The sequence below is a fragment of the Alteromonas sp. BMJM2 genome (assembly GCF_027257845.1).
Lineage (GTDB): Bacteria > Pseudomonadota > Gammaproteobacteria > Enterobacterales > Alteromonadaceae > Alteromonas.
On sequence record NZ_JAPVOT010000015.1, the window covers coordinates 95,626 to 112,383 of the forward strand.

General features: G+C 41.8%; 12 protein-coding genes. 7 read left to right on the forward strand and 5 right to left on the reverse strand.

Translation table 11 applies throughout. The annotated features are described in order from the left end of the window. Positions 1 to 132 precede the first annotated feature (132 nt). The gene (locus O9X84_RS14975) at positions 133 to 1,392 is read right to left on the reverse strand and encodes a right-handed parallel beta-helix repeat-containing protein (protein ID WP_269520509.1); all 1,260 of its coding nucleotides are present in this window, start codon (positions 1,390 to 1,392) and stop codon (positions 133 to 135) included. 30 nt (positions 1,393 to 1,422) lie between these two features. Further along, on the reverse strand, positions 1,423 to 2,613 hold the full coding sequence (locus tag O9X84_RS14980) for a glycoside hydrolase family 88/105 protein (protein ID WP_269520510.1): 1,191 nt from the start codon (positions 2,611 to 2,613) through the stop codon (positions 1,423 to 1,425). A 491-nt stretch (positions 2,614 to 3,104) separates the two neighbouring features. On the opposite strand from O9X84_RS14980, the gene O9X84_RS14985 reads away from it, so the two are divergent. After that, complete coding sequence (locus O9X84_RS14985; protein WP_269520511.1) at positions 3,105 to 4,637, forward strand: sulfatase-like hydrolase/transferase; 1,533 nt, start codon at positions 3,105 to 3,107, stop codon at positions 4,635 to 4,637. A gap of 97 nt (positions 4,638 to 4,734) precedes the next feature. Next, complete coding sequence (locus O9X84_RS14990; protein ID WP_269520512.1) at positions 4,735 to 6,258, forward strand: BNR-4 repeat-containing protein; 1,524 nt, start codon at positions 4,735 to 4,737, stop codon at positions 6,256 to 6,258. A 27-nt stretch (positions 6,259 to 6,285) separates the two neighbouring features. Here O9X84_RS14990 and O9X84_RS14995 read toward each other — a convergent pair whose 3' ends face one another. Both O9X84_RS14995 and O9X84_RS15000 read right to left on the reverse strand, forming a co-directional pair. Then, positions 6,286 to 7,707: a cellulase family glycosylhydrolase gene (locus O9X84_RS14995; RefSeq protein WP_269520513.1), complete on the reverse strand. Its 1,422-nt coding sequence runs from the start codon at positions 7,705 to 7,707 to the stop codon at positions 6,286 to 6,288. 187 nt (positions 7,708 to 7,894) lie between these two features. After that, complete coding sequence (locus O9X84_RS15000) at positions 7,895 to 9,379, reverse strand: BNR-4 repeat-containing protein (protein WP_269520514.1); 1,485 nt, start codon at positions 9,377 to 9,379, stop codon at positions 7,895 to 7,897. A gap of 287 nt (positions 9,380 to 9,666) precedes the next feature. On the opposite strand from O9X84_RS15000, the gene O9X84_RS15005 reads away from it, so the two are divergent. After that, positions 9,667 to 11,130: a BNR-4 repeat-containing protein gene (locus O9X84_RS15005; RefSeq protein WP_332108335.1), complete on the forward strand. Its 1,464-nt coding sequence runs from the start codon at positions 9,667 to 9,669 to the stop codon at positions 11,128 to 11,130. Between the two features lie 158 nt (positions 11,131 to 11,288). Continuing rightward, the gene (locus O9X84_RS15010) at positions 11,289 to 12,674 is read left to right on the forward strand and encodes a tetratricopeptide repeat protein (RefSeq protein ID WP_269520516.1); all 1,386 of its coding nucleotides are present in this window, start codon (positions 11,289 to 11,291) and stop codon (positions 12,672 to 12,674) included. A 497-nt stretch (positions 12,675 to 13,171) separates the two neighbouring features. On the opposite strand, the gene O9X84_RS15015 is transcribed toward O9X84_RS15010, so the two are convergent. Then, positions 13,172 to 14,134, reverse strand: coding sequence for an integron integrase (locus tag O9X84_RS15015; protein ID WP_269520517.1), 963 nt, complete (start codon positions 14,132 to 14,134; stop codon positions 13,172 to 13,174). 535 nt (positions 14,135 to 14,669) lie between these two features. Here O9X84_RS15015 and O9X84_RS15020 point away from each other — a divergent pair. The 3 genes from O9X84_RS15020 (at position 14,670) to O9X84_RS15030 (ending at position 16,630) form a co-directional block, all read left to right on the forward strand. After that, the gene (locus tag O9X84_RS15020) at positions 14,670 to 14,912 is read left to right on the forward strand and encodes a hypothetical protein (protein ID WP_269520518.1); all 243 of its coding nucleotides are present in this window, start codon (positions 14,670 to 14,672) and stop codon (positions 14,910 to 14,912) included. A gap of 457 nt (positions 14,913 to 15,369) precedes the next feature. Then, the gene (locus tag O9X84_RS15025) at positions 15,370 to 16,041 is read left to right on the forward strand and encodes a hypothetical protein (protein WP_269520519.1); all 672 of its coding nucleotides are present in this window, start codon (positions 15,370 to 15,372) and stop codon (positions 16,039 to 16,041) included. A gap of 136 nt (positions 16,042 to 16,177) precedes the next feature. Beyond that, positions 16,178 to 16,630, forward strand: coding sequence for a hypothetical protein (locus O9X84_RS15030; RefSeq protein WP_269520520.1), 453 nt, complete (start codon positions 16,178 to 16,180; stop codon positions 16,628 to 16,630). The last annotated feature ends 128 nt before the right edge of the window (positions 16,631 to 16,758 follow it).

Genomic DNA, 16,758 nt, shown 5'->3' on the forward strand with positions numbered 1-16,758 from the left:
TAGCACGGGACAGTGTTAGAAACAGACTGCTAGCAGTGCAAGTATGTAAGCTCATTATGAAATAGGAAGAGAACGGACATAGCACCGAATTAAAGCTTGAAGAAGCTACTTGTTCGGTGCGGTATCGAACAACTACAGATACTTGCTCCATTTGTCTAGATTAGAAAATGTATTATTAGACTTGATGATATTTTCAGTATTACGTCCTTCATAGCTGCGGTGTACGATACCCCACGTAGTAGTGAGTTTTTCTCGAGAACCAGCGTTAACGCCTCTGATTTTATTATTTTTTATAGTGTTGTTTCCTTTAACGCCGTTTAGCGAAATTCCCTCAAATGCATCGCTATAAGCGTTGAAGTTAGCCTTGGTAGCCGAACTCTGGTCAGCAACAATGTCACCCAGTGCGTTTATCTCGTTATCTTCAACTTTCACATTGTTTGTTGTTTCAAGGCTGATAGCACGCATTGCATTGTCAATTGTGTTGTCTAGAATTTTTACGTTTGTTGCTTGCCAGCCTTGATAAACACTTTTAGTGCTTAGCCCAACAACCACATCTTTAAGAATATTGTTTCGCATTACTATATTGTCAGCACCTCGTTTCGACGTGAAGCCATCAAACGCGCGTTCCACATAATTATCATGAATTGTAAAATAGTCACCAAACTGTCCTTTATCGCCTCCTGCAGATAAATAAACAGCGGCATCGCGAACACCGTAGAAGCTGTTATATCTGATAGTTGCCTTTAGGGCTCCTGTCATCAAAATGCCGCTATCGCCACCTGCTTCATAGAAAGGATCGCTGTTGCCTCTGGTTCCTATAAACGTGATTCGTTCAATTAAAAGCTCGTTCAGCTTGTGATAATTCGTACTATTTACGACACCCCTAATAGAGAGAGCATCGGCAGTTTTATCCAGTCCTTCCCTTCCATTTGGCGTTAACCGAGTGATGGGGACAACGGTTGAGACCTTAGCGCGAGACATATCGAACTCGCCGCCAGTCCATTCAAAATTTGCTTTTTGGTTGCGGTTGTTGCACACGTTGTCGTTATTTTTAGTGTCAAAACTAAATAGGTCCCCATCTAGATCAGCTTTTGCAATAAACCTTGCACCAGTAGCGTCAACAATTAAATTCTTACGAAGCGTAATATTAACGCCCTTCAAAATGGTTTTACCGTCGTTCGCATTTTTATCTGTACCGATATAATAGGTGCCAGATAGCCTGATTGGCCTTCCCGTATTGGTAGCCTGCTGCAGAGCGTCTTGAAGTTTAGAAGCTTTTCCATTCGGGTTTGCTGGGGTGCTGCTGCAGTCTGCAGCAAGTCCATGGCCCGCCCATAAAATTGTGCTACACGTGGCAAATATGCGAAGTGAATTTTTTATACTTTTTGTCATTTTTATTCCTTTCACTAGTTAAAAAGTAGATTAATTTTTCTCTAACAAGTCATATACAGCACTTCCTGCGAGCAGATATGCGCCTACCCCGAACAACTGGGAATCATCTTTGTTTACCACATCAGGTTTTTCGTTTACGCCTTGAACCCAGCCAAATCTGCCGTCTGGGTGAACTGCTGCTGATAACACTTGCCATCCTTTTATCACGGAAGGCAGATATGTGGTTTCGTCGAGCAATTGATTGTTGATGCCCCAAGCTAGGCCATAAGTAAAAAAGGCGGTTCCACTTGTTTCTGGTTCAACGTACTTTTCTCCAGCCAGCAATGACATTGGCCACGCACCATCTTGTTTTTGCAGTTTCACTATTACTGATGTGAGCTCTTGGTAGAGAGACTCATAGTAAGAACGATATTGATGGTTGTGAGGAAGATTTTCCAAAACATGTACAACGCCTGCATATACCCACCCCATTCCTCTAGACCAAAAAACTTGCTCACCGAATTTGCCTTTTTTCTCAAAATAACGAGAATCTCGGAAAAGTAATTTGGTTTTAGGATCCTGCAAATAATCGATGGTTGCTTGAAACTCTTTATGAGCGTAGTCAGCATATTTTGGATCGCCCGTAATAGCAGAAAGCTCGAAGAGCACCGGAGGGGCCATAAACAATGCATCAGCCCAGCACCATCGCCATTGGCAGTTGTGTACGTTATCTTCATTCCTACCCGCTACAAATTCGAGACTGTTGTCTGGGGCTTGGTCAATTAACCAGTCAAAGGTTTCTTTCACCGACGCTAGCGCTTGTTCATTCTTATGTCTTCGGTAATACCAAAGATTGGTCTGTCCTATGACATGGTCATCAGCAAAGTATTTAACTTTGCCCATTTTCCAGTTGTGAGCTTTACCCTCATAACCAATCCATGTTTCATAAAACGGGTTGCTAGAGCGCTCTGCCAGTTTCGTTAGCCCTTTATAAAACGCTCCTTGGATCCATCTTCCGTAAGTTTCTGAGCCTTTCCTTGCGCGACCAACATGGGTCATATGCTGTGTGCGTGCGACCTGCCAATTCGCTACTTTTTCCATTTGCGCCATAACGTGCGTCTTCGTTGGCAAATCAGACCTCATTTCCTTTGCATATAATGACGCTTGTGGCAAAAAAACGATGGCAAATAGGACCATGGTTTTTCCTATAAACTGATTAATTGCGCTTAAGTATGCGTTCATGGACCATCCTTTTATGTATTGGCACTATACGATTTCATGCCAGCGAACTATTGAGTTACTGATAATCATTAGCTGGATTCTACATTGAACCAGTTTACATTATCAATCAAATATACTCACAAATAGTCTGTAGCAGTCATTTTTCTAGATAGCGCAGCCGGTAATAATAATGAATGAGAATATTTAATATCCACTATAAAATCAATGACCTGATGCTATTTTGTAGTCGGTTTCCACACAGCCATTATTATGTTTCTAATTGTTAAATATTTGTTTTGCAGGTGTTCGTATGATTAGATGGTCAAAATCGGTCATCGTGAAATTTTTCTCAGACTCGTTTTACCAATTGCATTTTTAAAGCAGGTTGAAGTATGTCGAGATGTTTGTTCGACATTGAGAACGGCCTAGTTTTTATAAAGAGCTAAAAGTTTACCGCTTTTCACTCACAGTGAATCGTTAAAGCTAGTCTTCTATAACAAGGTTAGGAAAAAATGTTGAGTTACCCATTACGACGTATGGCATTAGGTTTATTGGTACTTATTTTAGGTAACCACGCTACGGCTGAAATGAATTTAGCTAAGAAGCCTACGTTGAATGGTGAAAACTTGTCGCCAAACATTGTTTTTATTTACACCGACGATCAAGCTCCTTGGGCCATTGAGGGTAAAAATCCAAACGCTGTAACACCCAACCTCAACCGATTAGCAGAGCAAGGCATGTCCTTTCCTAATGCATACACCACTACACCCGTATGCAGCCCATCCAGAGCAGGGCTACTCACCTCTCGATATGGTTTCGAGTTAGGTATAGACGATTGGATTAATGATCATCTTAAAAGCAAAACACTTACTGGCCATCAGTTAGACTTAGGCCTGTCTTCTGAATTTGACTCTTGGCCGAAGCAACTGCAGGACAATGGCTACTATAATGGTCTTATCGGTAAGTGGCACCTTGGTAAAAAGCCTGAATACCATCCCAATAATTTCGGCTATAACGAGTTTATTGGTTTTCTAGGAGGAGGGACTACGCCTATTGACCCTCATCTTACCGTGAATGGAAAAAAGAAGAGTGAAACAGGCTTAACGGTTGACGTACTGACTGACCACGCCATTGATTTTTTACAAAGAAATAAAAACAAAAAGTTTCTTTTGTCATTGCATTACAGGGCACCGCATTATCCATTTGAGCCCGTGTCTGAGAGCGATCGTAGTGCCATTGCTGAAGATGTAGCACTGTTACACCCTGACTATCCAGATCTCAATAAGCACCGAGCAAAGAAGTTATTACGCAGTTACTTGGCATCAGTTAAAGGTATTGACCGAAATGTAGGTAGGTTGATGGCACACCTAGACACTTTAGGTCTTGCTGATAATACCGTAGTTATTTTTACTTCTGATCATGGTTATGCCATCGGGCAAAACGGCATCTGGCATAAAGGGAATGGATTTTGGTTGCTAAACACCCCCCCTGAAGGAACCCCTACCATACCTAAAGGCCAGCGTCCCAATCTTTATGATTCCGTTCTTAAGGTGCCGTTGATTGTCAGGTGGCCTGACAAGGTCCCTGCGGGGGCGCAAAACCTGTCTACTGTATCTAACTTAGACTTCTACCCAACTATCATGGATATCGCAGGATTAGACCTTCCTGAAGAAACCACCATCAGAGGCCAAAGTGTCATCGATGCGCTTAAAGACAAAAATGTGCTGACAAGCACAGACTACTTCGCTGCGTATTCGACTTTGCACCAATCCATTACTGGAATGAGGATGTACAGCGACGGCAAACACAAACTCGTAAGGGACTTCAAAAATACAGGCCGTGATGAATTCTACGATTTAGAACGCGACCCCCATGAAACAAGTAATCTATTGGAAGGCACACTCTCAGACATTCAATTGGCTGAATTACTTAGATTAGACACAACGCTTAATACAAAAATGCGAATGTTAAGCGACCCCCTCATAAGCAAATTTACACCGGTAATTTCCGAGAGCAAGTCAGTTAGGTCACCTTATGACGATTAGAGAAAAGAGAACGCTCGTCGGCATGTTAACTCGTGTTATACGTGGGTAGAAAAATTACACATTTTGAATTGATAATTAATATATGGATAGTCGAAACATGACAAATAAGCTCTTGCTACTAATGATGATGGTATATCTTTGCGGCTGTCAGTCCGCAGCAGATGAGAACACAACGTTACTACCTCGAAGCAAAACGCATAATTCTATGTCGATATCATTGAGCCAAAAGCCAAAACTACTTAGCAGTAGTCTTTTAGTCGGCAAGTCTCACACCTCTGATGGTTCAGATCGCGCAATAAATGGGAAACCTCACTTTTCCGGCGTTATGGGAGCGCAAGCCGTTACCTATAATGGCTACCAATATGTTATTTATTACACGGCAAAAGATAGAGGAGGCTATGGGGATCTTTTCGCCGAGGTGGTCGTCGCGCGTCGAAAAGTTACGGGACATGACTGGCAATACTCTACTTTACCTGTTTACCGATTGACGTCCGATGATGCACACAACCGTCAAGCTATCGAGATTTCAAAGGGCGATGGCGTTATTCATATTTCGTTCGACCATCATAATTTAGATCGAATTAATTATGCGCGCACAGCTGTAGGAGTTGCAAACCATCCAGAAACTGTAGATTGGAACGACGATGTTTTTAAATTCGAGCGTAACCTCGGTTTTCCTGATGATGCGGTAGGTCGTGTTACCTATCCAAAATTTTATTCGTTAGAGAGTGGAAATGTACTGATGTACTACCGAGAAGGTGGTGCAGCAAAAGGTGAAATGCAGCTCGCACTGTATGATGCAGAGCAAAACGATTGGGAATTTATTCGAAACATATCTTCAAGTGAAGGTGTTTATATTCAAAATGTAAACGGCAACAAAGAACCTTCAACGAGAGGGCCTTATCTAGCCGGCGGTGGACCAAAATTTGACTCAAATGGTCGCATGCACATTAGTTGGGTCTTTAGAGAGCGCCCAGTCAATTGTAATCCTGGTAAAACCAACGGCTTAGATTGTAATCATGGTATCTACTATACCTATAGCGATAACGAAGGGCTTACTTGGTATAACAATGCTGGAACTCTCGTCGCTGATACGCGAAAAGGCGAAGTCTTGTCTATTGCAACACCTGGATTAGAGGCTGTTCACGTACCCACGACGCTTAGACCTTCTAACGTTTCGCATAACTCTGTTATCGATACTAAAACAGGTGACTATCACCTTTTACTTAGCCACAATATTGAAGCTGGTGGTCCGGCCCATGTACATCATTATGTTCGCGGCACCTCAGGCACTTGGCAAAAGCGAGTCTCTAGTTTTACGGCATCAAACGTAACGTTAAAGTTTCTAGACGACAGGTTAGTTGCGTTTGCAGGGCGAGAGAGCGCTGATATCTACTATTCTGATAGAGCCGACGATTTTACAACATGGCATAAAATCGACATGCCCAATGTAGACAGTGAGTTAGGTAAAATCGAAGGTGGCTACATCACGTGGGATCTCAGCTTATTAAAGCAAGGTATCGCAAGTGTTATATGGCAACATGCACCAGATTCGATCGGTGAGCCAAGCCCCATTTACGTTTATGACTTTGAAATAGGCACTGTTATTGAAAGTCAGTAATACCGAGATAAATCATTAAGTGTTTTCTCAATTTTTAGCAGCCGGATCTGGCTCTCTGTAAATCCCTGGCTCTATCCTAACATTTATTATTGCCTCGTCTTTAGGCCATGCTAATACAACAAATTGTTGCCTATCAGCATCCCAGATAAAATCGCTAGGCTTAGTATTGGCTTTAGATGAATGCACGCGAAAGCCGGTTCTCATAGGACTGTGCGTAAGAATTATGTCGTCGCCTACGTGAATTGAGAATCCATCAGGGTAGTGCCGATCTGCGCCCACGAATATTCTTGAAGCCCCTTTGCTGTTATCGGTTTTGATATTAAGATCTAATGTGCGTGTTGCGAAATGAAACATAAAGTTTTTAATGTCGCCAGCAATATACTGCGGATAGGGGCGGGCGATAATATCGGTAATATATTTTCGCTCTACTGTACCATCAGCATGTTTATCAGAGAAAATCGCCCATGTCGATTCTCCGCCTGGCAAAAAATTCTGATAGCTACGGTTGCCTAGAAACCACGCTTTGATTGAACCAATACCCATTTGGTCAAAAATTTCTGCGGTGCGAATATAAAATTCAATATAATGCAGTTGTTCTTCTACTGAGTTGTCGGTGGTAAGTAACGTTGGAAACCCCCACTCTCCAACTAAGATTGGCGCTTGAAGTAAGTCAGCTTCTTTATCAAACCTTTCCATAGTAGGTGCGATGTAGTCGATATATTCTTGGTATATGTGTGGTGCAAAAACAATGTTTTTGCGATTCACTCTTTTCTTAATTTCCGCGTACTGATTTTTGTTGATTGCCTCACCTTTGTTCATAAAAATAGTTTGAATTAAAAACAATTTCTCATCGCTGTAAGGCAGTGCGGCATCAATAATTTTTTCATATAAAGGGATTAAATAGTCGCTGGTTAGTTCATCATAAGATTGTGTTAGTTCTTTTTTACGTGGTTCGTTTACTAAGTCATAGCCGATAACTGCATCGTTGTCCTTAAACGCATCCCATATATGTCGCCATGCATTAATATAAGTTTCTTGCGTATTATTTCTGTCAAAGTATAAGTCGGGCCAAGAAAAACCTTTGGCGCCATACACCGTCAGTTTAAACATAGTTTTAATGCCAGCTTCGCGACCAAGGCGAACTGCATTTCTTAGACGTGCCAGATATTCTGGCTGAAAGGTCGAGTTCCCAAAAGTACTCAATTTACCTAATTCCAGCCTGACAACTTGTACGTTGGCGCCCATTCTTACCATGCGTACATAGTCTTCTTGCGTGAAGTTAACTTCTCCACCCGCATCATTGGTGTTTACGACAAAGCCGCGTGGGATCATGTGTCGTCCTGCGTCGTCACGTAGGCCATGCTTGATGTCTTGTGCTAGCACTTCATTATTTACAAAAAGCGAAAGCAGCGATGTAAATAGCAGTGCTCTGAACAGTGATTGTTTCATTTAAAAACCTCGTGTCGTTTCTGTTAGTTTTACAATGGCACCGCACAATTGAATGGGCGATTGCCATATGTGCGATGCTGGTAGAGTAAATAATAGTGTTATACTTCAGAAAAAGGCCTGCCATCTACAGCACTCATAAAGCTCTCATAAAACGCTCTAGCATGCTCTCAGGCGAGTTAGGATTTCACTATTTCAACGAAAATATCTGTAGAAATAGACTGCGCTTGTCGCCAGAGCCTTCGGCTTTTTTAAGATAATAGTAAGCCTTGCTATCTTTAAAAAAGACCACGGCCTTATCGAAGTGTGGTCCTTCACTGTGTTCGTAAATCGTAGTGAAGTTTTCTGCCTTGCCTTTAGCTTTTGCAATTACAACCCGCCCATTTTTCAAGCCGGTAAGATAGACATCATCGCCATTGCTAAAGAGTTGCCCGCCAAACGGTATCCGAACTGTAGTGAAATCTTTCTGGCCAGCCTTACGAAATGTGTGAAGGTTGATCTGTTCATTAAACTCAAGGTCTTCTACTTTACTTACAAAGTGCTCATCGCCGCTGTTTGTTACCGTGAAGTCAAATCCATGAACAATGGACACTTGGTTCTTTTTCTGTGTTTTAGCCCAGTCTCCAGGCTCTTCAATTTGGATTTGCTCAGAAATAGCGAGAGGAATTTCAATTGGTGCATCTTGCGCGTTCTTCCAGTTCAAGACGCCTTGTGGATCGTCAGAATAAGCGTAGTAAATACCGTTTTGGTAAAGATATTTATCTGAGGTATTTTTAGAACGTCGCTGAAAGGCTATGCGAAACTTACCGCCTGTATATTTGAAGTCGCCGTACAAGCCCCAGTTGTATTCACTACCATGCTCTGACGCTAGAACCCGATTGAAGTCATTATAGCCCTGCCACTTTTTGCCATCGTAGCGGGCAAAAAGCATTTTTCCATTCGCTGAAAAGCCATAGCGCATTTTCATAAATAAGTCGCCATTATCCCCAGTGAAGAATGCAGGGTAGGTAAGCAGCTTTGTTGTATCGACATCTTCAATACCAGAAAATTCTAGGTGCTTATAGTGGCCTGCAGGAGAATTAACGAATAGTGGAAGCGCAAAATCTTCGTCGGGAGCGGACGCTGCACCTTCTATAGAAAATGAGTAACGTAAGTAATCACTAGAAAATGCTTCCACTCTTCCATTGCGATGCATGTCATATAGCAAGTGTATAGTATCGTCAGCAGGGCTTATGCCCACCGCAATGGTATTGTGTGTCTCGCCTAGCCACCATTTGCCTCTGAAGCCGGTGTGCCGGTGGGGAAACTGAATGGTTTTAAGTACTCCCGTTTTCGTATTTAGGCGCGAAAGCATAACATGCCGGTTGTCCTTACCTCCCTGATACCATGTCATAAAAACGAAGTGTTTATAAACTTTTATGCAGTCACCATGGGGAGACAACGCATCGCCAAAAATGTAATCGTAGCCCTCCGGGTTATTTTTAGAATACGAGCCTTTTACCTGGTTACCGTTAAAAAATATGGCTTTGTCAGTCACTAATGTCTCAGTATCCAAGCTAACGGAAGCACTGGCACTAATACTGAACAGAAGTGAGTAAACAAGAGACAGGGATACAAGATTTTGTTTGATGGAGACCAATGACGCACGTAAGTCTTGCGCTGAATGTGAAAACAAACTCTGCCCCTTATTTGGTATAGCTAATGTATTAACCAGTAATGCTGCGTACCAAAACGGGTACAGCTTTCAATCACCTCAAAATGATTGTATTTGGTTAATATTGAGTGAAAATGGTTTTAATTAAATGTACACTGCTTGTAAGTGTATAGCGAGAAAAACCGATGAAAATAAATCTAAGCATGCGTGAAATGGTAAGCCGACTAAGTACGACACTGAAAACAGCAATTGCGCTATCAGTGCTAACAGCCTGTACAGCAAATGATAGCGTGTCGTTAACCTCGACCATGAGCAATACAAGCGGAGTAATGCTGGAAAGCCAGACAAAAATTACTGACGGCGCACTCCATTTTGATGGCAAGAAACTCAATCACAACACTTTTGAAAACCCTTCAAAAAGCCAAGCGTATGACTATTTTTTTGGCAGGAATATCTCAGCCCACGGTGACGCTGTTAAACCTTACAAACACTTTGTTTTTATGACGTGGTACAAAGGGGGCAAAGAAGAGCGAAACGTTATGCTAACGCGGTTCAACACAAAGACTGGTATTGTTAAAACGATTCAATTTCCTCATAGGCATACCGGATTTAGAGGCGATCCGCTGGTTGGTGAATCGCACAACACCATTGGTTTAGCAGTGAGCCCGTTAAACGGAACCATTCATATGGTTTACGATATGCACGCCTATGTTGATGATGATGAAACAGGCAGATTTAAAGGAAGGTTTATCGACGATTTCTTCCGCTATTCCTTTTCTGTGGCTGGTGCAGCAGATGTGCCTGACGATGAATTTACACTGGAGCAATTTGTTAAAGATACTAGCGAGTTGAGTCAGGGCGCAGATGATTACAAACACTTGACCATGACCGGTAATTTACAAGACAAAGAAAATTTTTCTGCGCTAACCTATCCTAAATTTTACACGAGTAAAGATGGGGAACTGCTTCACTATATGCGCTGGGGTGGCAATAACAACGGCGCTTATTACTTCAATAAATATGATGCAAAAAACCAGAAATGGACCCGCTTTACGCCGTTTAATCACAAGGATCAAAAGACTCACGGCAACGCATACAATTGGGGACTGTATGGCCAAATGAAGTATATAAACGGTAAGTTGCGCGTAGGGTTTCAACAGCGTAGCGCAAATAATGATGACCGTTTTAAATATCAAAATGGTGTTTATTATGCCTACTCTGATCATCCTGATGGTTTAGGGAATTGGAAAAATGTAGATGGCGAAGACATGACCTGGCCTTTGGTTAACTCTGATGAAATAAAAATATTTGAGCCTGGTGATTACATCGATCATACAGCACCTAATTCTGTACACATTGTAACGGGCTTCGACTGGACGGTTACTGAAAACGACGATATTCATTTCATAACTCATGTTCGTTCTACGGATACTAAGCGAAGTGACTACAAGGAAGTATCGATACACGCCTTTAAACCGGCCAATGCAGCAGACTTTACGATTACAACTGACTTTACCGGGGCCGATTCTATTTACACGTCGGGTGATAGTATTTTCATAATCGGGCTCAAAAATGGTTATCCGTTTGTTGAAAAAGCAAAGGGAGGTTCTAACGATTTTGAAGTCATTTATCAGCAAACCTCAGGGGTTAAATTTGACCACGGCACCATTCATATCGAAAACGGCAAAGCGTATTACTATTTGATGGAGAAAGGAACAGGTAACGCGCTCCCGCTGCATTTACAAGTTATCGACTTGGGTGTTACTGAGTAAATCAATAGCTAAATTAAATGTTTGATGGCATTACCCTGAACTGAGTAGAGCCGCGAATGTTGTAGTAACAGAGAATCTATATGTTCTACTTAAAAAAGTGTTCTACCGCATTAATAGCGGGGGTTTTGAGCTTCAATAGTTATGCTGTGAATGTGCTAATGGCTAACACAGAGTTTAAGAAAGGAAATTACACAGTTGCTCTACCTCTTTATGAGGAAGGTGCGAAGTTAGGTAGTACGCATGCGCAGTATCAACTTGGTGTGATGTACTTAAAAGGGCTTGGGGTTGAGTCTAGTGCAGTTTCCTCTATGATCTATTTATCGATGGCAGCAGAGCAGCGCTACCATAATGCGCAAAGCATAATTGAAAAATTGCGCTCGTCATTAAATGAACGGGATCTTTCGCTTCTCACTAAAGCGATAGAGGAGCAACGAACTACTCACAAAAAGTTTCAGCAACAGCGTTTACCCGAGGTTAATCTAAATACAATTAACCAAGAAGTTACTTTTGGCGATAAGAACTTGCTTGAGCAAAAAATTTACTTCGAAGAACTCAGTGAGTTTCAGAATTTCGGTGACGAGCTCCAAAGTTCTGTTAGCGGTTTTGATGATGAAGGTGGCGGGGAGTCATTAGATGTCGCGATAGTGGTTAATAACCCGGGCTTTTTAGTCGTAGAGAACGATGTTGCAAGTGACGGTTCGGTTAGGTACGTGCGCGAAATTCAAAAATCTGGGAACACTAGACGTTTTCTTGATGCATATAAGCTATTTCCATTGGGACAACCTGAAATAGATAACAAGTCTACAGAATTTGTACATCGCGCCTACATGGGGGCGGCAATCGATGACCAGTTTTATTTAAACAAAAACTTGCCACGATTGTATCGAGAAACTCGCCGTGTTCTGCGAGCGGCCAAAGATAATCCAACACTAGAATCATTGTATCAATACGCAATGGCGATGATTATCTTCCCTTGGATGGAAAGTGAAGACAACGAAGCGGAAATTTTGCTCAAACAGCTTGCTGAAAAAGGACACCCAGGGGCCATGTACGAATACGGTTTTCAGCTGTATATGCACCAAAAGGACATACCAGAAGCAGTCAAATGGATAGTGCAGGCTAGCAAGTATGGACTCTCAAGAGCAGAGTACCGACTGGGCAAACTTTTACTTGCAAGCCCTTGGGTTATTAACGACGAGAAAAAAGCACTTTTCTGGTTTGCTTCTGCCGCGGAGAAGGGGGATGACGCTGCAGCTTTGCATGTAGCAAAAATAAAGCTTACCGCTGATGATGAATCGTTAATTGATGTGCCTGGTGCAATACAGTATTTAGATACTATCGCCAGCGCGCAAAATCTCAACCCCGAATACCAATACTTGCTTTCGATATCTTACAGACTTCGCAAAGAGCGAGACTTTAAGAAGTCGGTTGAGCTATTAGAGAAAGCTATCTCAATGGGAATGCGTACCAACTGGGACACTTCTGAGTGGCAGGCATTATTGGCTAAATTGCTGCAAGGCAACATCTCGGTAACTGACTTATAAGGTCAGTACAAACGTTCCTCAAAACAGAACAAGCAGTGGTGGATGAGTTGACGGTTACTACTGGGGAAAGCATACGAGCAACATTATGTCCAAGCGGCACATACGTAATGCGTATCGGCATGAAAAAAAGAAAAAGTATGAATAGCCTATATTCCGAACGGTGAGCAGCGTAAAAACGCGGTCAACGCTTTTTCGAAATAATTACTCCACACCAAGTGGTGGGTGAGTTCTCTTTCGAGCGTTAATCGGACGATTTTCGGATTGGCTATAGTAGTCCGCTTGAGACAAGGAGCAGACGTTAAGGTCTTCGTATTTTAGCTTCCGGTCTGTCTCACTGGTAGACACTGGATGATGTTTAGATAAGTGGCAGCAAACGACCTAAAGCCGACATTAGCAATAGAGCTTAAAAAGCATCCCTTTTTTGCTACGTAAGTAACATTCGTTTTCAGTGTTTAATGGGTTTAAGCTGCTGGAAAGCGGACCCTTGTCCGCGTGATTTAATCGATATCAAATGGACTGATTACGCCTGACGAATGCTGACCAATCACATGTGTGTATATTTGCGTTGTTCTTAAATCGTTATGTCCTAGTAATTCCTGAACAGTGCGAATATCTGCTCCTGCCATCAGCAGCTGAGTATCAAAGGAGTGTCTAAATGTATGTGCGGTGACATGCTTTGCCACGCCAGAGCTTTTAACTGCTACCTTTAACTCCCGCGCTAATGCGGTGCTATGAAGATGATGCCGACAGAAATATCCGTCATAAGGATGCTCGCAACGAGTCGTTGAGGGGAATAAGTATTGCCACTTAAACTCTTTAATGGCATGTGGGTACTTTCTCGCTAAACTGGGCGGCAAACTCGTCATCCCACTTCCCTCAGCAATATCCTTGGTATGAATTGCATGTACTTTTTCTACTTGTGTTTGTAATGGATGAAGCAACTTGTTGGGTAACATAGTAGTTCGGTCTTTACCGCCTTTCCCCCGAAATACAAATATGTTCTTAGCATCAAAATCGATATCTTTAATACGCAGTTTAAGCAATTCTGCTTTTCGTAAACCGCTCCCATATAGCACTGAAAACATCAGTTTATATTTGGGCTTCATGAGTCCAATAATCGATAACGCTTCTTTGTGCGAGAGTACGGTAGGAACTCGAGTAGGTGCTCTTGCCCTAATTGCATCTGGCAGGAGCGTCAATTCCCGTTCGAAGATATGTTTGTACATAAAAACAATTGCACACAGCGCTAAGTTCTGTGTGGATGATGTGACTTTTCTGTTTACTGCGAGGTGAGTCAGGAATTGTGTTACCTCTTGCTCGCCTAAGTCTTTAGGGTGACGTTTTTGATTAAATAAAATGAATCGTTTTATCCATAATAGGTAGGTTTTCTCCGTTTGTATTGAGTAGTGTTTCGTTCTCATTACATGACGAATGCTTTCTAAAAACGGTGAGTTGGCCATTTATGCTTCCTTTGTTATTAAGTGGGATGACTGAAAATATCCAGTCAATCGCATTTTACGGAGAGCCAGCCGACCTACAGAGCAGATTAGTCATGAACTACAAGACAGAAAAGACAGTGTTATTACTATGCGTGCATAGTAATAACAGACCTTGAACGTACCATCATCGCTAGATATATGTTTTATATAAATAAATATAAAATAAGTATGCGGCGTTACTATGCATGCATAGTAAAAACACTTAATTTCCTAGAAATAATCATTAGAAACAGGGTAAGCTATTGAAAAGAATTAACTATGAGGCGTTTGAAAAGTGGCATTAAACCGTTATTTCAATGAAGTCTTCATAATAAGTTGTTAGAAGGCGTCAGCCTAAACTGCGTTTCGCTTAATACAAATAACAGTTCAACCGCCCTCACCTGCTGTTTCGAAAATCGCTCTGGCTTTTGGTGGTTTTAACTTCGCCGCTTCAACTTCATAGGTTGCGCATTAGGCGCTTTATCGCCAAGTTCTTATTTACCGCTAGTAAGCGCCAATGCGTTTGGCAGTTCAAATGGCGGCTTACTTCTGTCAAATCAAAAACATCACTGCGCTGTCGTTTTACTTGTTTGTGTTAATAATCAATCGTATGCTGGCTTCATTAGTTTTTAATAAGGCCAAAGGAACAGGCTCTGCTTCTAACAAAGCGCTCAAGTTCACTCCCTTCGGTCGCTGGGACGCTAACACGCGGGCTGACTCACTTCGTTCGGATTTTAGCCCACGCGCTAGCGCCCCTTAGCTTAAAGTTAGAAGGCGTCAGCCTAAACTGCGTTTGGCCTAGTTAAAAAAGTAAGGTAACTACCTTCGCCTGTTTTCATCAGCATCGCTTTGGCTTGTGGTAGGTTTAAATCCGCCGCATTACCTTCAAAGGTTGCGCATTAGGCGCTTTATCGCCAAGTTCTTATTTACCGCTAGTAAGCGCCAATGCGTCTGGTAGTTCAAAGGGCGGCTTGCTTCAGTCAAATCAAAAACATCACCTCGCTGTCGTTTTACTTGTTTGTGTTAATAATCAATCGTATGCTGACTTTATTAGTTTTTAAAAAGGCCAAGGGAACAGGCTCTGCTTCTAACAAAGCGCTCAAGTTCACTCCCTTCGGTCGCTGGGACGCTAACACGCGGGCTGACTCACTTCGTTCGGATTTTAGCCCACGCGCTAGCGCCCCTTAGCTTAAAGTTAGCTTCCCAGAGGTTTTAAATTGAAACTTGTATTTTTTTTAAGTCTATGTCTTTTATTAGTCGGATGTTCAAGCACATCTGAACCAGTTTCTTTCAAAAATAGTCGAATCGGTGTTGACTACAAGCTAAATGAAACTTTAAAACTATGCCACACCCACCTTGGCAAGACAGTATTCCAAAACACTGAAGAAATTTACCCTATTACTGAAAATGTCAATACCTTAGTCACAAAAGGCTATGTTAAAGGAATTAAAAACACTTTTAACACTCCTGTTCAAATAGACTCTAGTATTGATTGGAGCAATTATTTAAGTTACTCATCCTGGGACGCTAGTGCCAAATTGATGCCACAGGGATTAAATAAGCTTAGAGAAATTCAAGCTAAGTATGACTTAGACTTTCTCCTTGTCGCGAGAGACTACGAAAACTTTTATAAAGGCGAAGCTTGCAGTGGCGCATGGTTCAAGACTCAAATGAGCGACGTCAGGAGTTTTGTCCCTATTTATGTAGCGCTAGTATTTGACGCTAATTCTGGAAAATATGTCGGTAGTACATTTATTACAAATGACCACCATAGCTCTGTTTATCAAAATTTTAACGACGTTTCGAAACTAGAACACAGCGAAGTCTTAAAACTTATTTATTATTCTGAAGATGCAGCAACTAAAGCAGCAAGTATGTTCTTCGAATAACAAGGAAGCTAACAAACGCATTAACACTCGCTACGCTCGCTAGGGACAAAAATACGTAGGCTCCCTTCGCTTCGCTCAGTATTATAGCCTACGTATTTTTGCCCGTTATGCGGGTGTTAGGTGCCAAGGAGTTAGTTTGCCAACTTGGGTATATTTTTACGTTCTACTCATCGTGCTTGGAACGTTATTTAATTTATTTGAACAGAATCGACTTAAGGCAATTTACCAACCATTTGGAGAAGTTTTAAATGCTTCTTGTTGCATATTAATATTTTTGCTCGCATACAATGTGGTTGAATCGGAGAGCAAAGTAGTTGTTAGCTCTCTTTGCTTCTTATTTACTTTCGGGTGGTCTGGCTGGGCATACCAAAAATCGTTTAGCCGTAAAAATTTTATTGATGAAATACATAAGGCTGAACTTGAAACAGAACAAGAATTAAAAGACAAACTAGGTGATGACTTTGAGCCTCAATATGATTTTGATAGAGTTCAGTTAACCGCAAATTTATTTTATGTTGGGGCAATCCTACTGGTTATTGTTATTGGTTCACCATTGCTCTATGCATATTGGTTAACAATTCAAGTATAGGCACCTAACACATATGAGCCTCCGGGCTGTCAATGAAAAAAGATAGCCCTTTGACCGCTATTTCAAGATCAATACCGTTGCCTTTTTAGAACTCGTTTACTTCGTCTGTCATGGTTGATGTTAGGCAA